Annotated in this window: 21 protein-coding genes; 3 read left to right on the top strand and 18 right to left on the bottom strand. The window is 55.1% G+C overall.

Going from position 1 to position 22,372, the window contains the following annotated elements; all coding sequences use genetic code 11:
- Positions 1-8 precede the first annotated feature (8 nt).
- The 12 genes from holB to yceD form a co-directional block, all read right to left on the bottom strand.
- Positions 9-1,013 carry a DNA polymerase III subunit delta' gene (gene holB, locus M8370_RS09895; RefSeq protein ID WP_250020855.1) on the bottom strand — a complete coding sequence of 335 codons (1,005 nt, stop codon included), beginning with the start codon at positions 1,011-1,013 and terminating at the stop codon, positions 9-11.
- Complete coding sequence (gene tmk / locus M8370_RS09890) at positions 1,010-1,651, bottom strand: dTMP kinase (protein WP_062934271.1); 642 nt, start codon at positions 1,649-1,651, stop codon at positions 1,010-1,012. Before tmk ends, holB begins: the two co-directional genes overlap by 4 nt.
- The gene (yceG, locus tag M8370_RS09885) at positions 1,641-2,663 is read right to left on the bottom strand and encodes a cell division protein YceG (RefSeq protein ID WP_023621898.1); all 1,023 of its coding nucleotides are present in this window, start codon (positions 2,661-2,663) and stop codon (positions 1,641-1,643) included. The genes tmk and yceG overlap by 11 nt, the downstream gene beginning before the upstream one ends.
- Before the next feature lie 2 nt (positions 2,664-2,665).
- Positions 2,666-3,475, bottom strand: a complete 810-nt coding sequence (pabC, locus tag M8370_RS09880) for an aminodeoxychorismate lyase (RefSeq protein WP_250020853.1) — start codon at positions 3,473-3,475, stop codon at positions 2,666-2,668.
- Positions 3,476-3,596: 121 nt separating this feature from the next.
- A complete protein-coding gene (gene fabF, locus M8370_RS09875) occupies positions 3,597-4,838 on the bottom strand; it encodes a beta-ketoacyl-ACP synthase II (RefSeq protein WP_028028098.1) in 1,242 nt (413 codons plus the stop codon).
- A 91-nt stretch (positions 4,839-4,929) separates the two neighbouring features.
- Positions 4,930-5,166: an acyl carrier protein gene (gene acpP / locus M8370_RS09870; RefSeq protein ID WP_003857954.1), complete on the bottom strand. Its 237-nt coding sequence runs from the start codon at positions 5,164-5,166 to the stop codon at positions 4,930-4,932.
- A gap of 154 nt (positions 5,167-5,320) precedes the next feature.
- Positions 5,321-6,055 (bottom strand): 3-oxoacyl-ACP reductase FabG, encoded by a 735-nt coding sequence (gene fabG / locus M8370_RS09865; protein WP_013097120.1) that lies wholly within the window; start codon positions 6,053-6,055, stop codon positions 5,321-5,323.
- Positions 6,056-6,067: 12 nt separating this feature from the next.
- Positions 6,068-6,997: an ACP S-malonyltransferase gene (fabD, locus tag M8370_RS09860; protein WP_014831447.1), complete on the bottom strand. Its 930-nt coding sequence runs from the start codon at positions 6,995-6,997 to the stop codon at positions 6,068-6,070.
- A 15-nt stretch (positions 6,998-7,012) separates the two neighbouring features.
- Complete coding sequence (locus M8370_RS09855; protein ID WP_013097122.1) at positions 7,013-7,966, bottom strand: beta-ketoacyl-ACP synthase III; 954 nt, start codon at positions 7,964-7,966, stop codon at positions 7,013-7,015.
- 6 nt (positions 7,967-7,972) lie between these two features.
- A complete protein-coding gene (plsX, locus tag M8370_RS09850; protein ID WP_060578773.1) occupies positions 7,973-9,007 on the bottom strand; it encodes a phosphate acyltransferase PlsX in 1,035 nt (344 codons plus the stop codon).
- Between the two features lie 80 nt (positions 9,008-9,087).
- Positions 9,088-9,261 (bottom strand): 50S ribosomal protein L32, encoded by a 174-nt coding sequence (gene rpmF, locus M8370_RS09845; RefSeq protein WP_003857964.1) that lies wholly within the window; start codon positions 9,259-9,261, stop codon positions 9,088-9,090.
- A 16-nt stretch (positions 9,262-9,277) separates the two neighbouring features.
- On the bottom strand, positions 9,278-9,799 hold the full coding sequence (yceD, locus tag M8370_RS09840; RefSeq protein ID WP_013097124.1) for a 23S rRNA accumulation protein YceD: 522 nt from the start codon (positions 9,797-9,799) through the stop codon (positions 9,278-9,280).
- Between the two features lie 140 nt (positions 9,800-9,939).
- On the opposite strand from yceD, the gene M8370_RS09835 reads away from it, so the two are divergent.
- Positions 9,940-10,524 (top strand): Maf family protein, encoded by a 585-nt coding sequence (locus M8370_RS09835; RefSeq protein WP_028028074.1) that lies wholly within the window; start codon positions 9,940-9,942, stop codon positions 10,522-10,524.
- A gap of 94 nt (positions 10,525-10,618) precedes the next feature.
- On the opposite strand, the gene rluC is transcribed toward M8370_RS09835, so the two are convergent.
- The gene (gene rluC / locus M8370_RS09830; protein WP_028028073.1) at positions 10,619-11,566 is read right to left on the bottom strand and encodes a 23S rRNA pseudouridine(955/2504/2580) synthase RluC; all 948 of its coding nucleotides are present in this window, start codon (positions 11,564-11,566) and stop codon (positions 10,619-10,621) included.
- Positions 11,567-12,137: 571 nt separating this feature from the next.
- On the opposite strand from rluC, the gene rne reads away from it, so the two are divergent.
- On the top strand, positions 12,138-15,248 hold the full coding sequence (rne, locus tag M8370_RS09825) for a ribonuclease E (RefSeq protein WP_250020846.1): 3,111 nt from the start codon (positions 12,138-12,140) through the stop codon (positions 15,246-15,248).
- 40 nt (positions 15,249-15,288) lie between these two features.
- Here the strand turns inward: rne and M8370_RS09820 are convergent, their stop codons facing one another.
- Positions 15,289-16,227, bottom strand: a complete 939-nt coding sequence (locus tag M8370_RS09820; RefSeq protein ID WP_250020883.1) for a LysR family transcriptional regulator — start codon at positions 16,225-16,227, stop codon at positions 15,289-15,291.
- A 109-nt stretch (positions 16,228-16,336) separates the two neighbouring features.
- Here M8370_RS09820 and M8370_RS09815 point away from each other — a divergent pair, with 109 nt between their 5' ends.
- Complete coding sequence (locus M8370_RS09815) at positions 16,337-17,551, top strand: MFS transporter (protein WP_250020845.1); 1,215 nt, start codon at positions 16,337-16,339, stop codon at positions 17,549-17,551.
- Positions 17,552-17,628: 77 nt separating this feature from the next.
- Here M8370_RS09815 and flgL read toward each other — a convergent pair whose 3' ends face one another.
- The 4 genes from flgL to M8370_RS09795 form a co-directional block, all read right to left on the bottom strand.
- Positions 17,629-18,582, bottom strand: a complete 954-nt coding sequence (gene flgL, locus M8370_RS09810; RefSeq protein ID WP_013097131.1) for a flagellar hook-associated protein FlgL — start codon at positions 18,580-18,582, stop codon at positions 17,629-17,631.
- Positions 18,583-18,596: 14 nt separating this feature from the next.
- On the bottom strand, positions 18,597-20,234 hold the full coding sequence (gene flgK / locus M8370_RS09805) for a flagellar hook-associated protein FlgK (protein WP_062934265.1): 1,638 nt from the start codon (positions 20,232-20,234) through the stop codon (positions 18,597-18,599).
- A 75-nt stretch (positions 20,235-20,309) separates the two neighbouring features.
- Positions 20,310-21,263 carry a flagellar assembly peptidoglycan hydrolase FlgJ gene (gene flgJ / locus M8370_RS09800; RefSeq protein ID WP_020689612.1) on the bottom strand — a complete coding sequence of 318 codons (954 nt, stop codon included), beginning with the start codon at positions 21,261-21,263 and terminating at the stop codon, positions 20,310-20,312.
- Positions 21,263-22,360, bottom strand: a complete 1,098-nt coding sequence (locus tag M8370_RS09795; RefSeq protein ID WP_013097134.1) for a flagellar basal body P-ring protein FlgI — start codon at positions 22,358-22,360, stop codon at positions 21,263-21,265. Before M8370_RS09795 ends, flgJ begins: the two co-directional genes overlap by 1 nt.
- Positions 22,361-22,372 lie beyond the last annotated feature (12 nt).

The raw sequence follows: 22,372 nt of genomic DNA, 5'->3' as shown, positions 1-22,372 counted from the left end.
TGTCTCTCTCAGAGATGGGAAACAGGCGGAGTGACGCCTGGTTGCAGGTAATGTTCGATACGCAATAACTGGTCGGTCAGTACAAGCTCGCGATTAAGACCGGTTACCGTTAAAAGTTGTTCACGGCTCTGGCAAGTATCGTGCAGGATCGCACGCAGCGTGGCGCCTGGCAGACGATTCGCCAGCGTGTTTACCAGTGGCCAGACATCGGCATTGGTCAGCAGCGTGGCCCCCTGCTGGATCTTGAGGGCATCCAGAAGTAAGGCAGCCAGCCAGTGCAGACGCTCGGCAGCCTGATCGCTGTTAAGTGCAGGCAGTACGCTCAACCAGTCACCGCTCTCCAGCGCAGAGGCAACGGCGCGGCAAAGCGCTTCTCGTTGCGACCAGACGTCCGCCTGCAGCAGAGCCAGCGCCGCGGCAGGTGCGCCGCTGCTGAGGCGCAATGCGGACAACGCGCTATCCTGTGACGTTGTCACCTCACGCTCCAGCCAGCTCAGCGCCCACGATTCCTGGGGAGTCGCAAGGTGATGAAGCCGACACCGACTGCGTAACGTCGCCAGTAATCGACCCGGATCGCGGCATGACAGGAAGAACCACGTTTTTTCCGGTGGCTCCTCCAGCGTTTTAAGCAGCGCGTTTGCCGCCGCCTCGGTAAGCAACGCCGCGTCTTTCAGCCAGACGACTTTTGCGCCACCCAGTCGTGCGTGCTCGTATAATTTTTCACTGACTTCACGCACGGCATCGATACCGAGCGCACTTTTGCCCTTCTCAGGCTCCAGCGTGTAATAGTCAGGATGTGTGCCCGCCTGCATCAGCTGGCAGCCGCGGCATTTACCGCAGCTTTTGTGACCTTCTGGCTGCTGGCACATCAGAAAACGGGTGATGGCGTAGATCAATGCATCTTCACCCATGCCCGGCAATGCCTGAATCAGTAACGCATGATGCCCCCGTCCGGCCTGATAGCTGGCGATCAGCTGTTCAAAGTGCGGGCGCAACCATGGGTACCATTTCATGCCTGTTGCTCCTGTAGCCAATTTTTGACAGTTTCCTCAATGGAACGGGTCACCTCTTCCAGGGACTGCGTCGCATCAATGGTGCGAATGGAACTGTCCTGACTGGCGAGTTCAAGATAACGCGCGCGGGTGCGATTAAAGAAGTCGAGCGACTCTTGCTCAATGCGATCCAGCTCGCCGCGCGCGCGCGCGCGCTTCAGGCCCACTTCCGGCGTTACATCCAGATACAGCGTCAGATCGGGGCGGAAATCCCCTAATACTGCATCACGCAACGTTGCCAGCATTGTCTGGTCAATTCCGCGTCCCCCGCCCTGATACGCCTGAGTCGACAGATCGTGACGGTCGCCAATGACCCACTTGCCAGCGGCCAGAGCCGGTTTGATGACCGTCTCTACCAGCTGCACGCGAGCGGCATAGAACATCAGCACTTCGGCTTTGTCAGTGATAACTTCATCGCCCACGGATTTGATATCCAGCACCAGGCTGCGCAGCTTTTCAGCCAGCTGCGTACCGCCGGGTTCACGGGTAAACACCATGTCCGCAACGCCGAGCGTTTTCAGCGTTTCGATTACCACGTTGCGGGCTGTGGTTTTACCGGCTCCTTCGAGTCCCTCAATGACAATGTATTTACTGCGCATTTTTTTCCTTAAGTGCCTTCAGATAATCCTGAACGGAGCGATTATGGCTGGCAAGGTTGGTGTTAAAGGTATGCCCCCCTTTTCCATCAGCCACAAAGTAGAGATACGGTGTTTTTGCCGGATGCGCGGCCGCCTTAAGCGAGGCTTCGCTCGGCGTGGCAATCGGGCCTGGCGGCAGGCCGCTAATAACGTAGGTATTATACGCCGTCGGCGTCTCCAGATCTTTTCGTGAAATCTTGCCGCTGTAGCTCTCACCCATTCCGTAGATCACGGTAGGGTCAGTTTGCAGGCGCATGCCAATGCGCAGTCGGTTGATAAAGACCGACGCCACCTGGTCGCGCTCTGAAGCCACCGCGGTCTCTTTCTCAATAATTGAGGCCATGGTGACAAACTGGTTTTGATCTTTATACGGCAGGCCATCGGCGCGCCCTTCCCACGCAGATTCCACCGCCGCGACCATTTTTTTGTGCGCACGCTTCAGGATCGCCACATCGGTTGTTCCGGCTGTATACATCCAGGTGTCCGGCCAGAACCAGCCTTCAACCCACTCGGGATGTTCAAATTCAAGTACCGCGGCAACCGTCTGGTAACTGTCATCTTTTAGCGTGTGTTTAATATACGGCGCATCACGCAGCTGTTTGAGGTAATCGCTTAGGCGCATCCCTTCAACAAACCGCAGCGGGAACTGTGCTTCTTTGCCGCTTTCCAGCAACTGCAGCATCTCTCTGACGGTCATCCCGGGCGTGAAACGATAGGTGCCAGCTTTAAAATGAGACAGCTCAGGTTCCACACGCAATAACCACTGGAACACGCGTGGACGATTAATGATTTTATCGCCATAAAGCTGTTCACCGAGCGCCAGTCGCCCGGTTCCCGCTTTCAGGGTAAAGATCGTTTCGTCCTTAATCAGGATCTTACTGTCCGCCAGCTGGCGAACTTTCCACATTCCCGCGCCGCCAGCGATACCCAGCGCAACGATTAGAAGGAGGACAAAGCGCAACATTTTCTTCATGACTATCTGGTTTGCTCACATATCGGGGCTAAAAAAGAGAACAGCTCGCGCGATGGCAAGCAAATTTGACCATAAGCGCGGACAGGTATAACCGGCATCAGCGCGTTGCAAATAACGATTTCATCTGCTGCCTGCAACGCCTCTTCGCGTGCGTTAACTTCGACAACGTGAAAGTCAGAGCGTGCCAGCTGCTGCAAACAAAACTGACGCATAATACCGTTGACTCCCGCCTGTTCCAGCGAAGGCGTGAAAACAGTGTTGCACTGCCGCCAGAATAAATTAGCCGCACAGCATTCCGTAATGAACCCTTCGCTGTCAAGAACCAGCGCTTCATCGGCTGCCGTCTGCTCAAGATGAGTACGGATTAGCACCTGCTCAAGACGATTGAGATGTTTTATCCCGGCAAGCATGGGGTTTCTTCCCAGACGTACCGGGCTGAGCATCAGGGTAACGCCCTCTTCACGCCAGCGCGTATACTGGGCAGGATACGCAGAAACCGACAGCATCCGGGTGGGATGTTGGCAACTGGCACCGCTATAACCCCGTCCACCGCTGCCGCGGCTGATAATGACCTTGAGTACCCCACTGGGCTTTCCGGACGCAAGCTGGCGCATTTCCTGGCGCAACGTGTCCCATTGCGTAAAGGGGATCAGTAACGTTTTGCAGGCCGTTTGCAGACGACGTATATGCGCATCCAGCAGACACACGTCGCCATCCGCAATGCGCGCCGTGGTAAAGCAGCCATCACCAAACTGAGTCGCCCTGTCGCTTGCAGGCAGAGATTCTTGCTCAAGGCCATTGATTAAAAACATGGTGGCTCCTTATGCGTGGGCGTTTAGTCTGGCAGGATGTCGTGCAGCCGACAAGAAGATTAGCCTGAATAAAAAAGGCCCGACAAGCGGACCTTTTTTCACAGCCATAGGGTACGCAGACTCAGATCTTTTTGAAGATCAGAGAACCGTTAGTACCGCCAAAGCCGAAGGAGTTACACAGGGTGTACTCCATTCCACTCACCTGGCGCGCTTCGTGAGGAACGAAGTCCAGATCGCAACCTTCATCCGGGTTATCCAGGTTGATGGTTGGCGGAACAGCCTGGTCGCGCAGCGCAAGAATAGAGTAAATAGACTCTACTGCCCCCGCCGCACCCAACAGGTGACCGGTCATGGATTTTGTGGAACTGACCAGTACGCGGCTGGCAGATTCACCGAAGATAGACTTAACAGCCTGAGCTTCTGCTTTATCGCCCGCAGGGGTAGAGGTACCGTGTGCGTTAACGTAGCCGATTTGCGCTGGGGTAATACCCGCATCGCGAATCGCGTTTTCCATGGCCAGCGCGGCGCCCGCACCATTTTCTGGCGGTGACGTCATGTGATAGGCATCGCTGCTCATACCAAAGCCAACGACTTCAGCATAAATTTTCGCGCCACGTTTTTTCGCATGTTCGTACTCTTCCAGAACGAGCATACCTGCACCATCGCCCAGCACGAAACCGTCACGGTCTTTGTCCCACGGACGGCTTGCCGCCTGAGGATTATCGTTGCGGGTAGACAGCGCGCGCGCAGCACCAAAGCCACCCACGCCAAGCGGGGTACTGGCTTTTTCAGCACCGCCCGCCACCATAGCATCTGCATCGCCGTACGCAATCATACGCGCGGCCTGGCCGATGTTATGCACGCCAGAGGTACATGCGGTCGCGATAGAAATGCTTGGCCCACGCAGACCGAACATGATGGTCAGGTGACCCGCCACCATATTAACAATCGTGGACGGAACGAAGAACGGGCTGATTTTACGCGGTCCGCCATTCATGAGAGATGAATGGTTTTCCTCGATCAGACCAAGACCGCCAATCCCGGAGCCAATAGCGGCACCGATACGGGTTGCGTTCTCTTCCGTAATTTCAAGGCCAGAATCCTGCATGGCCTGAACGCCAGCGACAATTCCATATTGAATGAAGGCATCCATCTTGCGCTGTTCTTTGCGCGAGATGATCTCTTCACAGTTAAAATCCTTTACTAAGCCAGCAAATTTCGTTGCATAGGCGCTAGTATCGAAATGGTCGATTAGGCTGATGCCGCTCTGACCGGCAAGGAGAGCTTTCCAGGTGGACTCTACGGTATTGCCGACAGGAGACAACATGCCAAGTCCGGTCACAACTACACGACGCTTAGACACGTTTGTCCTCCAGGGAGGGATAAAAAAAGAGATTCGTGGGACTAAAAAAGATAAAACTCAGGCGGTCGAATGACCGCCTGGAGATGTTCACTTACGCCTGGTGGCCGTTGATGTAATCAATGGCAGCCTGAACGGTGGTGATCTTCTCAGCTTCTTCGTCCGGAATCTCAGTATCAAACTCTTCTTCCAGAGCCATTACCAGCTCAACGGTGTCAAGAGAATCTGCGCCCAGGTCTTCAACGAAGGAAGCGGAGTTCACAACTTCTTCCTGCTTAACGCCCAGCTGTTCGCCGATAATTTTCTTAACGCGTTCTTCGATAGTGCTCATACTCTTAAATTTCCTATCAAAACTCGCTTTCGCGATGGTTTTCGTAGTGTATAAAATGTTGAAAAATTTGCAACTAAATCCCGGCAGGTCTTACCACGATTTTACGTTATTTTGAGGCCAATCCCCCCAATAACGCAAATATTTTCGATCGTGATTAAACCATATACATCCCGCCGTTGACATGGAGGGTTTCACCAGTGATGTAACCCGCTTCGTCAGAGGCTAAAAATGCAACCGCGCTGGCAATTTCTTTAGGGTCGCCTAAGCGGCCCGCAGGAACAGCTGCCAGCGTACCCGCACGCTGCTCATCAGTCAGCGCACGCGTCATGTCCGTTTCAATAAAGCCCGGAGCAACAACGTTTACAGTAATCCCGCGGGACGCGACTTCACGCGCCAGCGACTTACTGAAACCAATCAGACCTGCTTTCGCCGCAGCGTAGTTAGCCTGACCAGCATTTCCCATGGTACCAACCACAGAACCGACAGTGATAATACGACCATGACGCTTTTTCATCATAGCGCGCATTACCGCTTTTGACAGACGGAATACAGATGACAGGTTGGTTTCGATAATATCGTTCCACTCGTCGTCTTTCATTCGCATCAACAGGTTATCGCGAGTGATCCCGGCATTATTGACCAGAATATCCACTTCGCCAAACTCTGCGCGAATATTTTCCAGAACAGATTCGATAGATGCAGGTTCGGTCACATTCAGTACCAGACCTTTACCGTTCGCACCCAGATAGTCGCTGATGGCCTTCGCGCCATTCTCGCTGGTTGCTGTACCAATCACTTTCGCGCCGCGCGCGGCCAGTGTTTCAGCAATTGCACGCCCGATACCGCGGCTTGCGCCAGTGACCAGGGCAATTTTTCCTTCAAAACTCATGGTATTCCTCTTTTATTGCGAGAGTGCCGCTTCAATGGCTTCCGGCTCGTTAATCGCCGAGGCAGTCAGGGTGTCAACAATACGTTTTGTCAGACCAGTCAGGACTTTCCCTGGGCCGACTTCGTACAGGTGCTCAACGCCCTGAGAGGCCATAAACTCAACGGTTTTGGTCCACTGTACCGGGCTATAAAGCTGGCGAACCAGCGCATCACGGATAGCCTCCGGCGTGGTTTCACATTTCACATCGACGTTGTTCACAACGGAAATCGTCGGTGCGTTAAAGGTAATTTTTTCCAGCTCAACCGCCAACTTGTCAGCAGCAGGTTTCATCAGCGCACAGTGGGACGGAACACTCACTGGCAGCGGCAGCGCACGCTTCGCGCCCGCGGCTTTACAGGCTGCACCTGCACGTTCAACCGCTTCTTTATGACCGGCGATAACCACCTGGCCTGGCGAGTTGAAGTTAACCGGTGAAACCACCTGACCTTCTGCTGATTCTTCACACGCTTTTGCGATGGAAGCATCGTCGAGACCGATAATAGCAGACATGCCGCCCGTGCCTTCTGGCACCGCTTCCTGCATGAATTTACCACGCAGTTCTACCAGGCGTACTGCGTCAGCAAAGGCGATCACACCGGCACAGACCAGTGCAGAGTATTCACCCAGGCTATGGCCCGCGAGCAGGGCTGGCGCTTTACCGCCCTTCTGCTGCCAGACGCGCCACAGCGCAACGGAAGCGGTCAGCAGTGCTGGCTGAGTCTGCCAGGTTTTGTTCAGCTCTTCGGCCGGACCCTGTTGGGTCAGCGCCCATAAATCATAACCCAGCGCATCGGAAGCTTCACGGAAAGTCTCTTCGATTACCGGATAGTTTGCTGCCATTTCAGACAACATCCCAACGGTTTGAGAGCCCTGACCCGGAAACACAAAAGCAAATTGCGTCATCTTTTAATCCTTATCCTAGAAACGAACCAGCGCGGAACCCCAGGTGAACCCGCCACCGAAGGCTTCAAGCAAGACCAACTGGCCCCGTTTGATTCGTCCGTCACGTACCGCTTCATCAAAGGCGCACGGTACTGACGCCGCAGAGGTATTGCCGTGGCGATCGAGCGTCACCACAACGTTATCCATCGACATGCCCAGCTTTTTCGCGGTTGCACTGATAATACGCAGGTTCGCCTGATGCGGCACCAGCCAGTCGAGTGCGGTGCGCTCAAGGCCATTCGCCTCCAGCGTTTCATCAACAATGTGGGCCAGTTCCGTCACCGCGACCTTAAACACTTCGTTACCTGCCATGGTCAGATAGATAGAGCTGTCCGGATTCACACGGTCGGCATTAGGCAGCGTTAACAGTTCGCCATAGCTACCGTCAGCATGCAGATGCGTGGAGATGATGCCCGGCTCTTCAGACTGACCCAGCAGTACGGCACCCGCACCATCACCAAAAATAATGATCGTTCCGCGATCGGTTGGATCGCAGGTACGCGCCAGCACGTCAGCACCGATCACCAGCGCATACTTCACCGCGCCGGATTTTACATACTGATCGGCAACGCTCAATGCATAGGTGAAACCTGCGCAGGCTGCGGCAACGTCAAACGCCGGGCAGCCTTTAATACCGAGCATATTCTGCACCTGGCACGCTGCGCTTGGGAAAGCATGCGTGGCCGATGTTGTGGCAACCACGATCAAACCAATCTGATCTTTATCGATGCCCGCCATCTCGATAGCACGCTGTGCGGCTTCATAACCCATGGTGGACACGGTTTCGTCTGGCGCGGCGATACGACGTTCACGGATACCTGTGCGCGTGACAATCCACTCGTCAGACGTATCTACCATTTTTTCCAGATCGGCGTTGGTTCGCACTTGTGTTGGCAGATAGCTGCCGGTACCAATAATCTTCGTATACATGTACGCTCAGTCACTTTTAGCTAATACAGATTCCAGGCGAGCGGCAATCCGCTGAGGGACTTGTCGCTGCACCGCCTGCACTGCCTGTTCAATGGCGACAGTAAATGCTCGCTGATTGGCGGCACCGTGACTCTTGATCACAATGCCGCGCAATCCTAACAGACAGGCGCCATTATACTGGTCGGGGTTGAGGTGACTGAATCGCCGCGTCAGGCTTTTTTGTAACCAACGCTTTAATAAAATCAGCCACCAGGCGCTTTTTTTACCTTCTCCCTGCGATTTGAGGAGAGAAAGGAACATTCGCACAACCCCTTCCATGGTCTTCAACGTCACGTTTCCAGTGAAGCCATCACACACCAGAACATCCGTTTTCCCCGTCAGCAACTCATTGGCTTCGAGATAACCAATATAGTTGATGGAGGGAACCTGTTTAAGCAATTCGGCAGCCTCACGAATGCTGTCCAGGCCTTTGGTCTCTTCTTCACCTATGTTCAGTAACGCAACACGGGGAGTCTTGATCCCGACCACTTCTTCTGCCAGCACCGACCCCATCACGGCAAACTGAGCCAGCATTGTACTATCACAATCGACGTTAGCGCCCAGATCGAGCACCACCGTTTTGCCCTTTTGCTGATGCGGGAGTACCGTCACCAGCGCCGGACGCTCAATGCCCTCAATAGGCTTGAGCAGTAATTTCGACAGCCCCATCAGCGCGCCGGTATTCCCCGCGCTGACGCAGGCCTGCGCACGTCCTTCTTTTACCAGCTCCAGCGCCATTCGCATAGAGCTGCCACGGCTATTGCGAATCGCCTGCGATGGCCGGGCATCACTGGCAATAACTGACTGCGCAGGAATAATCTGCAGACGTGAACGTTGTTCGAAGTCAGCTTTTGCAAGTAATGGCGTGATTGTGTCGGGATTGCCGACTAAAAGAAGTGTGAGTTGCGAATTAGAATTCAGTGCCTGCAATGCTGCAGGCACTGTCACGGAAGGCCCAAAATCTCCTCCCATGACATCTAACGCCAGGGTTAGACGTGTCAAGGTATCGTCGCAGCCTGGTTCGGTAAATTCCCCGTTTGCACGGGGAGTTCCTCACTAAGCCTAATCACGCAAACGCGTGATTACTTAGTGATAACCTTGCGGCCGCGGTAGAAACCGTCAGCAGTGATGTGGTGACGCAGGTGTTTCTCACCAGAAGTCTTGTCTACAGACAGGCTGGTAACTGCAGTCAGCGCGTCATGGGAACGACGCATGCCACGTTTGGAACGGGTTGGTTTATTCTGTTGTACGGCCATGGACCTTACTCCTCAATTACTTACGCTTTAAGCTGGCTAATACGGCAAATGGGTTTGGTTTTTGCGCTTCATCAGGCAGTTCCCCAAAGACCATGTCCGCCTCGGACACTTCACAGTGTTCAGAATCATGCACCGGAACCACTGGCAAGGTGAGGATGATTTCATCTTCAACCAGAGCCAGAAGATCGATTTCACCGAATTCGTTAACCTCAATCGGCTCATACGCTTCCGGGAGTGCCTCAGCCTGTTCGTCAGAACGAACCGGACTGAAACAATACGTTGTGTGAACGTGCTGTGTGAACGGTTTCCCGCAACGCTGACATTCGAGCGTTACCGTCACCTTTGCATCACCGGTTAAAACGGCAAGGCGCTGGTTATCGATAGCGAACGACATGGAGCATTCCACATCACTGTCCACACTGACTACGGATTCGGCAATACGCTCAGCCTGATCGGAAGTATAGATACCTTCGTAATCGAGGCGTTTTTGAGCCGTACGAACCGGATCAAGAGTCAGGGGTAATTTTACCTTTTGCATAGGGCGCGCATATTAACTTTGTAACGTCATATAGTCAAAGAAAAAGGCAACCAGGGCTGCCTTTTGCCAATTATTCGCACACATTGCGGCCTGTAGTTTAAAATGGCTGGCATCGATACGCTATATCTGGTGATAAAAATATGCCAAATCTCGTTCTCGCTTCCACTTCTCCCTACCGCCGAATGTTGCTGGAAAAGCTCGGGATCCCGTTTGTGTGTGCCGCGCCGGACGTTGACGAGACGCCACAACCTGGCGAGTCGCCGCGTCATTTAGTAACGCGTCTGGCGAAAGAGAAAGCACAATCGCTTGCCGCACAATACCCTTCGCATTTGATTATAGGCTCCGATCAGGTTTGCGTGCTGGATGGTGTCATCACCGGTAAGCCACACACCGAAGAGAATGCCTGTAAACAGCTTATGCAGGCGCGCGGCAATATTGTTACCTTTTATACCGGCCTCGCGCTCTACAACTCCGCCGTGGGCCACCTGCAGACCGAATGCGAACCGTTTGATGTTCACTTCCGACACCTGAGCGAGCAAGAAATCACAGATTATGTGCGTCGTGAACGGCCGCTGAACTGCGCCGGCAGTTTTAAAAGTGAAGGTCTTGGGATTGCGCTCTTCGAAAAGCTGGAGGGGCGTGATCCGAACACGCTGGTGGGCTTACCGCTGATTGCGCTGTGCCAGATGTTAAGACGCGAAGCGTGTAATCCGCTGACGGCGTGACCGTTGCGGCCTGATGCCCTCACCCCGGCCCTCTCCCACAGGGAGAGGGTGCAAACATTAAAAACGGCAACTCCGTTGCCGTTTAACTTTTACCTTAGCCGCGCAGAACTTTCAGGCAGCGTTTCAACTGCTCATCCAGCGGCGCTTCAATACGTATAGTCTCGCCGGTATTCGGATGGGTAAACTTCAGCGCTGCCGCATGCAGGAACAGACGCGACAGCCCCGTCCCCGCCAGTTGCTTATCAAATTCCCTGTCGCCATAGCGATCGTCAAACGCAATCGGATGACCCGCAAACTGGGTATGCACGCGAATCTGGTGGGTTCGGCCCGTCACCGGGCTACAGCGCACCAGGGTGGCAAACTCATAGCGCTCTTCCACTTTAAAGCGCGTCTCAGACGGTTTACCTTCCTGGCTGACGCGAACGATTCGCTCACCGCTTTGCAAAATATTTTTCAACAGCGGGGCCTGCACCACTTTCACGTGGGACTGCCACTGACCGCGCACCAGCGCCAGATAATCTTTCTGCATCCCTTTTTCGCGCAGCTGCTCGTGCAACGAGCGCAGGGCTGAACGTTTTTTGGCGACCAGCAGCACGCCAGAGGTGTCACGATCGAGACGGTGAACCAGTTCGAGGAAACGGGCTTCCGGGCGCAGCGCGCGCAGCCCTTCAATCACGCCGAAGCTGAGACCGCTGCCGCCGTGTACCGCCGTACCCGACGGTTTATTCAGCACCAGGATGTGGTCATCTTCATACAGGATCACATCACTCAGGGCGGCCACCTTCTGCAGCTTAGGCGACACGACCTCTTCTTCACGTTCGGCAACACGCACCGGCGGGATACGCACTTCGTCACCGGCTTCGAGCTTATACTCAGGCTTCACGCGTTTTTTGTTAACCCGCACCTCGCCCTTACGCAGGATGCGGTAAATCATGCTTTTTGGTACCCCTTTCAGCTGGGTGCGCAAAAAGTTATCGATACGTTGCCCCGCTTCATCATCGGCGATAGCAACCATTTTTACGGCTGGAGTCTCTGTTTTCATGGTTGGCGATTCTAAATATCGTCAGGCATTAGCGCCACTCATTTTTCTATGCTTATATTTACTTTTATCCGGCCTGCCCCGGTTTCGCGCAATCGATTTGGTGGTTATTAAACCAATCACCATCCTGAAGTGAAGAAACTGTGAGTAACCGGGTGATAATTGGTAAAAGTCATCTTGCTATAACCCGGCGAGCAGTGGAATAATGAAGCCGTTTTCCGCGTTAAATCCGGGTTTTGTAAGGATGTCGACGGAATGACCAATTTTGTCTGACCGATCATCCACGCAGCAATGGCGTAAGACGTATTGATCTTTCAGGCAGTTAGCGGGCTGCGGGTTGCAGTACTTCCCGGTATAAGGATTGTTCTCTGGAGAGTTCTACCCAGGCAATTCCCCTGATAATTGCGCTGTGTTTCCGTATGAAACACAGGCAACCGACACTCTGCGCCTCTTAAGCGAGCGACAACCGTGAGGTTGGCGACGTGAATAGACACGAGGCCATCGGTTCATACCCCGGAAAGCGTCACCTTGCCCGCAGCTTTGTCGTCAATGTAAGAATAACGAGTAAGTTACGATGAAAAGAATGTTAATCAACGCAACTCAGCAAGAAGAGTTGCGTGTCGCCCTTGTGGATGGGCAGCGCCTGTACGATCTGGATATCGAAAGTCCTGGACACGAACAGAAAAAAGCGAACATTTACAAAGGTAAAATCACCCGCATTGAACCAAGCCTTGAGGCTGCATTTGTCGATTACGGTGCTGAGCGTCATGGTTTCCTCCCTCTGAAAGAAATCGCCCGCGAATATTTCCCTGCTAACTACAACGCTCATGGCCGCCCGAATATCAAAGATGTTCTGCGTGAAGGTCAGGAAGTGATTGTTCAGATTGATAAAGAAGAGCGCGGCAACAAAGGTGCCGCACTGACAACCTTTATCAGCCTGGCGGGAAGTTATCTGGTACTGATGCCAAACAACCCGCGTGCGGGTGGTATCTCTCGCCGTATCGAAGGCGATGACCGTACCGAACTGAAAGAAGCGCTGGCCAGTCTTGAACTGCCGGATGGCATGGGTCTTATCGTGCGTACCGCCGGTGTGGGCAAATCTGCCGAAGCCCTGCAGTGGGACTTAAGCTTCCGTCTGAAGCACTGGGAAGCTATCCAGAAAGCAGCAGAAAGCCGCCCTGCTCCGTTCCTGATCCACCAGGAAAGTAACGTTATTGTACGTGCCTTCCGCGACTATCTGCGTCAGGATATCGGTGAAATTCTCATCGACAACCCGAAAGTGCTTGAGCTGGCTCGCCAGCACATCGCCGCACTGGGTCGTCCGGACTTCACCAGCAAAATCAAACTGTACACCGGCGAAATCCCGCTGTTCAGCCACTATCAGATTGAATCCCAGATTGAGTCCGCCTTCCAGCGTGAAGTCCGTCTGCCATCCGGCGGTTCTATCGTTATCGATACCACAGAAGCGCTGACCGCAATCGACATCAACTCCGCACGTGCGACGCGCGGCGGCGATATCGAAGAGACCGCCTTCAACACCAACCTTGAAGCCGCTGATGAAATCGCCCGCCAGCTCCGCCTGCGCGACCTGGGTGGTCTGATTGTTATCGACTTTATCGACATGACCCCTGTTCGTCACCAGCGTGCGGTTGAAAACCGTCTGCGCGAAGCGGTGCGCCAGGATCGTGCGCGTATCCAGATTAGCCATATTTCACGCTTTGGCCTGCTGGAGATGTCCCGTCAGCGCCTGAGCCCGTCTCTGGGCGAATCCAGCCATCACGTTTGCCCGCGCTGCTCCGGTACCGGGACCGTTCGTGATAACGAATCTCTGTCTCTCTCCATTCTGCGTCTGATTGAAGAAGAAGCGCTGAAAGAGAACACTAAAGAGGTTCACGCCATTGTTCCGGTGCCAATTGCCTCCTACCTGCTGAACGAAAAACGTGCCGCGGTGAGTGCCATTGAAGCGCGCCAGGGCGGTGTTCGCTGCATCATCGTGCCAAACGACCAGATGGAAACGCCGCACTATCACGTGCTGCGTGTCCGTAAAGGCGAAGAGACCAGCACGCTCAGCTACCTGCTGCCGAAGTTGCATGAAGAAGAGATGGCGCTGCCATCTGATGAAGAGCCAGCCGAGCGTAAACTGCCAGAACAGCCTGCGTTAGCGACCTTCATCATGCCGGAAGCTCCGCCAGAAAGTGCCCTGGGAAAACCAGCGGCTAAACCTGCGGCACAAAAATCGGCAGTGGCGGCAAAAGCCGAGCCAGCACAACCGGGTCTGCTGAGCCGTTTCTTTGGCGCGCTGAAGAAAATGTTCGCAGGTGAAGAAGTTCAGCCAGAGCAGCCGAAAGAAGAACCTAAAGCGGTTAAACCTGAGCGTCAACAGGACCGTCGTAAGCGTCAGAACAACCGCCGCGATCGTAATGACCGCAGCGACCGTAACGAGCGTCGTGACAACCGTTCAGACAACAATGAAGGCCGTGAGCAACGCGAAGACAACCGTCGCAATCGTCGCGAGAAACAACAGCAGAACGTTGAAGATCGTGAAATTCGCCAGCAGGCGGGCGATGAGTCCGAGAAGAGCAAACAGCGCGACGAGCAGCAGCCTCGCCGTGAGCGTAACCGTCGCCGTAACGACGAAAAACGCCAGGCGCAGCAGGACGTTAAAAACCTGAATCGCGAAGAGCCTGCTGAGCAGCAGGAGACCGAGCAGGAAGAACGTACTCAGGTTATGCCACGTCGTAAGCAGCGCCAGCTGTCTCAGAAAGTGCGCGTCGGTGCTGTTCAGGCAGAAGAAACCGCAGCTGTCGCAGCCGAAGTGACAGAAACCACAACGGGTACGCAGGTTGCGAAAGTTGACCTCCCGGCCGTCGTGGAAAATCAGGTAGAGCAGGATGAAAACGGTGAAAACCGTGACAACGCGGGTATGCCGCGTCGCTCGCGCCGTTCTCCGCGTCATCTGCGCGTGAGCGGTCAGCGTCGTCGTCGCTACCGTGACGAGCGTTACCCAACGCAGTCCCCAATGCCAATGACCGTGGCGTGCGCGTCACCTGAAATGGCATCCGGTAAAGTCTGGATCCGCTACCCTGTTGCTCGCCCGGAACAGGCTGTTGAAGAACAGGCAGTGACCGAAGAGGTGATTGCACCAGCACCAGCACCAGCAGCAGCGGCAGAAGAGGTTGTAACGGCAGCGGCAACCGTGGTTGAACCACAGGTTGTTGAAACTGAAGCACCTCACGCTGTGGACGTCGAAACCACCCATCCAGAAGTGATTGCCGCCCCGGTTGATGCCACGCCGCAGCTTATTGCCGAAGAAGATGCCGTGGTGGCTGAAGAAGTCGCTGAAGAGGCTGAACCTGTAGCCGCAGTGGAAGAAACTGCTGAAACTATCGTTGAAACCACGACCGAAGAGGTTGTGCAGGACGTTGAGATTCAGGTTGAACCTGTTGTTGAAGAAGCGAAAGCGCCGGAAGTGAAACCCGAGCCGGTGAAGGTTGCCGTCGCGCCTGCGCACGTTGCCACAGCACCGATGACTCGCGCCCCTGCGCCTGAGTATGTGCCTGAAGCACCGCGTCACAGCGACTGGGTTCGCCCGGAGTTCAACTTCGAAGGTAAAGGTGCTGCCGGTGGTCACAGTGCTACGCACAAGGCTACTGCACCAGCAACCCGTCCGCAGTCAGTTGAATAACGCACGCTAAGTGTGAAAGCCGACCTTCGGGTCGGCTTTTTTATGGCTGCGGTAGCGGCTTTCTCATTCCAGTGACCTCCGGCATGATCTGCCGCATCAACTCCAGAAAACGCCGCAAGCGCGCCGGATAGTAGCGGGACCAGGGGTAAACCAGATGCACCGGTAACGCCGCCGGCTGCCACTCGGGCAGTAAATGCACCAGCCGCCCTTCCCGAATATCGTCCTGCACTGTCCAGCTTGATACCACCGCCACGCCAAGCCCGGTGATAGCCGTATTGCGTGCGACATACAGACTGTCGGTACTGAGGCGGGGAGTAATCGCCACGCGCGCGGTGGCTGGCGAGGCATCGTGAAAAAGCTCCACATGGCGCTGGTAGAAAGAGCTGATGGCTATCCAGGGAAGCTGCTGCAAATCTTCCGGGGTGTTAACCGCCGGAAAACGGGCCAGCAATGCCGGAGAAGCCACCACCGAGCGCGGCACCTCAGCCAGCAGCACGGACACGGTCGCCGGGTCAACCTCCATGCCCACCCGAATCGCACAGTCAAGGTTGTCGCCGAGAAAGTCAGCCGACCGGTCGTTGAGCATCCACTCAATAGAAAGCTGCGGATAACGCTGCAGAAATTCGGTTAACGGTTTCAGGAGCTGATCCTGACCAAACGCGTGCGGGGCGCGTACCCGCAGGACGCCTACCGGTTCGTCTTCTGTCTGCCCTACCTCATCTTCCAGTGCCAGCCAGCTGTCAATCACCCGACGGGCGTGCTGATAGCAGCGCTCGCCGTCATCCGTCAGACGCGTCGTGTGGGTAGTGCGCAATATCAGGCGCACGCCGAGCATCGTCTCAAGCGACTGCAACCGTCGGCTCACCGTGGCCTGGGTGGTTGACAGCTGCCGTGCCGCCGCAGAGAGGGACCCGGCCTCAACAATACGAACAAACGTGCGCATTAACTCCACCCTGTCTATACGTTCAACTCTTTTCATCATCTTTTTTCCTATACGCTAAACGTATAAGCGTTTTACCACCGGGCCCGCTACCGCTGCAAGGCGTGCTGATAAAAAATAGCCACACACGATGAATGAGGAACATCTTATGAACACAACATCCGCCGCCCATGCCGTAAGCCGCTGGGTCATCTTAATGCTGGCGCTCGGCGCGGGCTTCAGTGTGGCATCCATCTATTATGCTCAGCCTCTGCTGCCGCTGATGGGCGCTGACCTGCACCTGAGTATCGAAGGAATGAGCATGGTCCCGACGCTTACCCAGGCGGGATATGCTCTGGGGATCCTGTTCCTGCTGCCGCTCGGCGACCGACACGACCGCAGAACACTGATCCTGATAAAAAGTGCAGCCCTGGCGCTATTTCTGCTTGGCTGTAGCCTGACCGGACAAATCCACTCCCTGCTGCTGGCAAGTCTGCTTATTGGCATGGCCGCCACCATGGCGCAGGATATCGTCCCTGCCGCGGCAATCCTTGCGCCGGAAGGCAAACAGGGGAAAACCGTCGGTACGGTGATGACCGGTCTGTTGCTGGGTATTCTGCTCTCCCGAACCGTCAGCGGCGTGGTAGGTGAGGCTTTTGGCTGGCGCGTCATGTACCAGCTGGCTGCCGCAAGCATTGCGTTTATCGGCGTTGTTATGTGGGCCGTACTCCCGCGGTTTGCCATCCACTCCACCCTGAGCTATCCGGCGCTGCTGCGTTCTATGGAACACCTGTGGCGTCGTTATCCGGCTCTGCGCCGCGCGGCGCTGGCTCAGGGTTTTCTGTCGATTGCCTTTAGCGCCTTCTGGTCCACGCTGGCAGTGATGCTGCTGGAACGTTATCACTTAGGAAGTGCGGTCGCGGGGGGATTTGGTATTGCAGGTGCTGCAGGTGCGTTAGCCGCCCCGCTGGCGGGAGGTCTGGCCGATAAGCTGGGTGCCGGAAAAGTCACGCAGCTCGGTGCGCTTCTCGTGACCGTCTCATTTGCCCTGATGTTCCTGATGCCCGCGCTGGGCCTTCATGGACAGCTCATCCTGATTGCCCTCTCCGCCGTCGGGTTCGATCTGGGTCTGCAGTCAAGCCTGGTGGCGCATCAGAATCTGGTGTATAGCCTTGAGCCGCAGGCCCGTGGACGCCTGAACGCCCTGCTCTTTACGGTAATCTTCATCGGCATGGCACTGGGCTCTGCGCTGGGCAGTAATATCTATACGCTGGCAGGATGGACTGGGGTGGTCGCGCTTGCGACGGTATGCGGCGTCATTGCGCTGGTCATCCGCCTGATTGAGAGCGCTCGCGTCAGCTCCGTGCAGGCAGACATACCCTAAAAAAAAATGCCCAATCCAGACGGATTGGGCAGTCAAAACATGCCCAGTTTCAAGACATGTTCTAAGAGGTATAGATGTTATTTGTTCAACTGGAACAGCGACATACCCTGCATATCGCTAAACGCTTTATAGGACGCCTGCAAGGCAGCCTGCTGCATAATGTAAGAAGAAATGGCACTGTTCCAGTCAACATCCACCAAATCGCTCATCTGCTGAGTCTGCCCCAGCGCACGGTCATCGCCCAGGTTATCGAGTTTTTCCAGTTCGTTCATCTTGGTACCCACATCCGCCACGACGGTAAGGACATTGTTCTGGGTATTGGTGATGCCGATCTGTGCATCAGAAATCGCTTTGTTCTGCACTTCCGCCGCCGCAGAGTCGTTATCAACAGGAACCTTGAGCGCGGAAATCGCCGAGTCGAGGATCTTGAACATATTCGTCTCGCCATAACCGCCGCCAGGCAGTTCTTTGGCGTTACTGGTAATACTTTCGAAGATCTGCTGACCAGTGTGGCTAATCACCATATTACGGGCGGTATCAACCTGCTGAGAGATGGCCTGAGTTCCCCCGTTGTAATCACCGGTAACGGAATCAAACGGTGGCGCTTCGGTCTTATAGCCAGCAAAAATATACCGACCATTACCATCCGCTGAGTTTGCCAGGTTCATCAGCTGATCGCGGATACCCTGCAAGTCACTCGCCAGTGACAGACGATCGTCATCACTTAACGTGCCATTTCCTGCGTTAACGAGTTTCTCTTTCGCACTGGTAATTGCCGCGTTAACCTGGCTCAACACGTTATCTTCCAGAGAGACTTTTTGCGTGGCGAACGTTCTCGCCAGGGCAAACTGGCTATTCTGGGATTGAGATTGTGACAGCACAACCGCCTGTGACGCCGCAATAGGATCGTCCGACGGACGGTTAACACGCTTGCCGGTGGACATTTGCTCACCGTAGCTCAGCCACTTGCTCTGGGAATCGGTGATTCCCCGCATGTTCTGGTCGTACATCATCTGGGTGCTAATACGCATTTTTCACCTCAGCCTTAGCGAATATTGATAATTGCATCAAAAAGCGTGCTGGCAGTTTGTAACACCTGCGCATTGGCAAGGTAATACTGCTGATAGCGCTGCAGGTTGCCATACTCTTCGTCGAGGTTTACCCCAGAGATGGACTGCTGCTGCTTAGTCAGTTGCGTCGCCACATTCGCTTTCGTTTCGCTGCTGGTTTTCAGCGCGGCGGTTGAGCTGCCAACCGTACTGACGAGGGAAGCATAGGCATCGTTGAAAGTCTTATTGCCGCCAACAACCTTACTGTTTTGCAGATCGAGCAGTTTTTGGCCATTGCGGTTGTCGCTCTCGCCGCCGTTGCTTGCGGATGCCATAGCCAGTTTGGACTCATCTTTGAACTTGAGCTCCATATTGACGATGACATCAGAAACAGGCTTGACGATGAAACTGTCTTTGGCGTTCGCACTACCGGTCACGTTGACGCTCAGGCCATCAAAGGAGAGATTGCCACTTGCGTCCGGGGCCATGGTGAAGCTGGTTTTATCCGAACGGGTGATAGTCCAGTCGGTGCCGTTAAACTGCAGCTTATAATCGGTGGCCTGCACTTTGGTGCTGTCTGCCACAGTGGCCGTCATTGCGGCCGTACCGGTATTGCGACTGTTGGTTACCACGGCTGGCGAACCAAAGTCGAACAGCTTGCCACCGGCATCGCCATTGGCATCAAACCCGGCTTCATGCTGCTTATTCATCGCGTCCGCAAAGGCCAGTGCCAGCTGATTGAGGTTGTTGCGCGCTTTATCCAGATCTTCTGAGCGGAACGTAAACAAGCCCCCCAGAGAACCGGTGGTGATCATTTTCTCGGGAATTTCGACGTTGCCGGACACCTCATCGCTGTAGGCGATAGTCGTCCGGGTCGGATCGGCGCTGGATTTCACCGCAGCTAACTGGTTTGCTTTGCTCCCCTGCACCAGGCTGTAACCGTTGCCAAAGGAGACGTTATAGGTGCCACCGTCCTGAACAGCCACTTCAACACCCACAATTTGGTTCAGCTCACTCACCAGTTGATCGCGCTGATCCAGCAGATCATTTGGCGATGAACCTGCCCCTACGCCGGTAAGACGTGAAATCTGATCGTTCAGATTCGCAATCTGTTTTGCGTAGTTGTTGATCTGCTCAACGCTTGAAGCGATGGCGGTATTAACCTGAGAATCCTGATCGCGAAGATACTGGTCGTTCGTTTTAAACTGATTGACCAGACCATCCGCTTTTCCCAGCACCGTCTGTCTTGCGGCCGGGTCCTCCGCGTTGCTCACCAGCGTTTGCAGGCTTTTAAAGAAATCCTGAAGCGTCGTCGAAAGTGAGTTGGTGGAATCAGAGAGCACATCGTCAATTTTTGACATCTGCTGATAGCGCGTCGTCAGACCGCTACTCTGCGTTTGCGCGGCGCGCAGTTGGTTGGTGATGAAAGCATCATATTCACGCTGCACACCAGACACATACACCCCGTTGCCCACCCAGCCACCGCCGGTCAGCGTGCTGTTAGACGCACCCAGCACGGTCGTCTGGCGGGTGTAACCTGCCACGTTATAGCTTGAAATGTTATTACTGACGGTATTGAGTGCCGCCTGAGCAGCACTGAGGCCACTCATGGCGCTGTTAATCAAACTGGACATGGAGGTTCCTTTTATTCGTTCAGACACGAGTCCTGATGAAAGTTATCGGCAGCCTCCACCGGGACTTGAGAAGTTTCAGAACAGATTTTCGATATCTGTGCTATAGGCTTTGCTGACTTTCTCGCCCATCGATTTAAGCTGCTGAATCATGCTGGTGAGCTTACGCGCATAGTTCGGATCGGTGGCATAGCCCGCATTTTGCAGGGCCTGCGCGCCCTGCTCAGGCGTAGCCGCCTGCGTAACGGCGGCATAACGCGGGTTGCGGCTCAACAGGCCTACATAATCGGACAACGCTTCCAGATAAGAGCTGTAAACGCGGAATTTTGCTTTGATCTTCACCGCCGCACCGTTTTCATATTCGGTGGTAGTGATCTCCGTTGTCGGCCCCTTCCAGCTGGCATTCGCCTTCACGCCAAAGATGTTGAAGCTCGGCTCGCCGTTTTCCTTACGGATCTGGCGCTGACCCCAGCCCGATTCCAGCGCGGCCTGCGCCAGAATCAGGTGATGTGGTACCCCACTCTGTTCACTGGCAAGACGGGCCGGCAGCGAAAGCTGTGCCAGGAAGTCCTTGCTGTCGCCGGAGAGCGGCTCATCGCTGCTCACCGTCGCCTTCGGTATCGCTTTACGCACCATTTGCGTCAGCGCCTGGTTCTGATAGCTGGTCACCGTTTGCAGGTCGAACTTCATCGGCACCTGCTGCGGCTCATCCTTCGGCTGGATCCCCTGCGCGGCTTCGGTCTGTTTGACTATCATGTCAGCCAGACCGAGCCCTTTACCGGCGGTCATCTGCTGCGCAATCTGTTGGTCATACATGCTGGTATACAGGCGCGTTGAATCACTGCTGAACATGCCGTCTTTAGGCAGGGTTTCACGCATGCTCTTCAGCATCATCTGTACAAACATCCCCTCCACCTGGCGGGCGACCGGGCGGATATTCGCCGCCGGGTCTTTGCCTGCCTGGGTTTTCAGTTCGTTAAGCGACTGGGCATCCCAGGCCGCGCTGGTCAACAGTTTGCTATCGGTCAGCATCAGATGATTTCCAGTTTGGCGCGCAGACAGCCCGCACTTTGCATGGATTGCAGAATAGACATCAGATCCATCGGCGTTGCCCCCAGGGCATTCAGGGCACGCACCACGCTGTTGAGGTTGGCACTGGAGCGTACGCTCTGCAGCGAGCCCCCGCTCTGACGCAAATCGATCTGAGTTTGCGGCGTTACCACCGTCTGCCCACCACCAAACGGGGTATCCGGCTGGCTGACGTTGGCGGAGCGGTTGACCGTTACCGAGAGGTTACCCTGCGCCACGGCGCAGCTGTCCAGCGACACTTCACGGTTCATCACCACCGAACCGGTACGGGAGTTGATGATCACTTTGGCATCCTGAACAGGGACATTCACTTCCATGTTCTGGATATCGGCCAGCATGCGCACCTGGTTGCTGCCGCCCGTTGAGGTGCGGATCTGCACGGTACGGGCGTCCAGCGCCGTCGCACTGCCATAGCCGCGGCTGCGGTTGATGGTGTCGGCGATCTGCTGCGCCATGGTGAAATCTTCGTTGTTCAGCTGCAGGTTGATGGTATTCCCCGCGCCGAACTGGGTCGGCAGTTCACGCTCAATGATTGCACCGTTAGTGATACGCCCGCCGTTCAGCTGGTTGACCTGCACGCTGCTGCCGCCTGCAGAGGCCCCCGCGCCGCCCACCAGAATGTTACCCTGCGCCAGGGCATAAACCTGGCTATCCACCCCTTTCAGCGGAGTCATCAGCAGCGTACCGCCGCGCAGGCTTTTGGCGTTACCCATGGAGGAAACCACCACATCGATGGTCTGCCCCTGACGCGCAAACGCCGGGTAGGAAGCGGTTACCATTACCGCCGCCACGTTTTTCAACTGCATGTTGGTGCCCGCCGGTACGGTGATACCGAGCTGGGACAGCATGTTGTTCAAGCTCTGGGTGGTGAATGGCGTCTGGGTGGTCTGGTCACCCGTGCCATCCAGGCCAACCACCAGACCATAGCCAATGAGGGAGTTTTCACGCACGCCCTGAACGCTGGTGAGATCGCGAATGCGGTCAGCCTGGGCAAATGTTGCCACCAGCATCAGCGCCACGGCGAAGATCGATTTAAACATGGGTCACCTCGC

Source organism: Enterobacter cloacae complex sp. OE43NF, from assembly GCF_023544405.1.
Taxonomy (GTDB): Bacteria; Pseudomonadota; Gammaproteobacteria; order Enterobacterales; family Enterobacteriaceae; genus Enterobacter; species Enterobacter cloacae.
This window is presented reverse-complemented; position numbering and strand designations above follow the sequence as displayed.

Coding starts and splice junctions, on each gene's coding strand:
- holB (WP_250020855.1), bottom strand. CDS start 1,013: ATGAAATGGTACCCATGGTTGCGCCCGCACTTTGAACAGCTGATCGCC.
- tmk (WP_062934271.1), bottom strand. CDS start 1,651: ATGCGCAGTAAATACATTGTCATTGAGGGACTCGAAGGAGCCGGTAAA.
- yceG (WP_023621898.1), bottom strand. CDS start 2,663: ATGAAGAAAATGTTGCGCTTTGTCCTCCTTCTAATCGTTGCGCTGGGT.
- pabC (WP_250020853.1), bottom strand. CDS start 3,475: ATGTTTTTAATCAATGGCCTTGAGCAAGAATCTCTGCCTGCAAGCGAC.
- acpP (WP_003857954.1), bottom strand. CDS start 5,166: ATGAGCACTATCGAAGAACGCGTTAAGAAAATTATCGGCGAACAGCTG.
- fabG (WP_013097120.1), bottom strand. CDS start 6,055: ATGAGTTTTGAAGGAAAAATTGCCCTGGTCACTGGCGCAAGCCGCGGT.
- fabD (WP_014831447.1), bottom strand. CDS start 6,997: ATGACGCAATTTGCTTTTGTGTTTCCGGGTCAGGGCTCTCAAACCGTT.
- M8370_RS09855 (WP_013097122.1), bottom strand. CDS start 7,966: ATGTATACGAAGATTATTGGTACCGGCAGCTATCTGCCAACACAAGTG.
- rpmF (WP_003857964.1), bottom strand. CDS start 9,261: ATGGCCGTACAACAGAATAAACCAACCCGTTCCAAACGTGGCATGCGT.
- yceD (WP_013097124.1), bottom strand. CDS start 9,799: ATGCAAAAGGTAAAATTACCCCTGACTCTTGATCCGGTTCGTACGGCT.
- M8370_RS09835 (WP_028028074.1), top strand. CDS start 9,940: ATGCCAAATCTCGTTCTCGCTTCCACTTCTCCCTACCGCCGAATGTTG.
- rluC (WP_028028073.1), bottom strand. CDS start 11,566: ATGAAAACAGAGACTCCAGCCGTAAAAATGGTTGCTATCGCCGATGAT.
- rne (WP_250020846.1), top strand. CDS start 12,138: ATGAAAAGAATGTTAATCAACGCAACTCAGCAAGAAGAGTTGCGTGTC.
- M8370_RS09820 (WP_250020883.1), bottom strand. CDS start 16,227: ATGAAAAGAGTTGAACGTATAGACAGGGTGGAGTTAATGCGCACGTTT.
- M8370_RS09815 (WP_250020845.1), top strand. CDS start 16,337: ATGAACACAACATCCGCCGCCCATGCCGTAAGCCGCTGGGTCATCTTA.
- flgL (WP_013097131.1), bottom strand. CDS start 18,582: ATGCGTATTAGCACCCAGATGATGTACGACCAGAACATGCGGGGAATC.
- flgK (WP_062934265.1), bottom strand. CDS start 20,234: ATGTCCAGTTTGATTAACAGCGCCATGAGTGGCCTCAGTGCTGCTCAG.
- flgJ (WP_020689612.1), bottom strand. CDS start 21,263: ATGCTGACCGATAGCAAACTGTTGACCAGCGCGGCCTGGGATGCCCAG.
- M8370_RS09795 (WP_013097134.1), bottom strand. CDS start 22,360: ATGTTTAAATCGATCTTCGCCGTGGCGCTGATGCTGGTGGCAACATTT.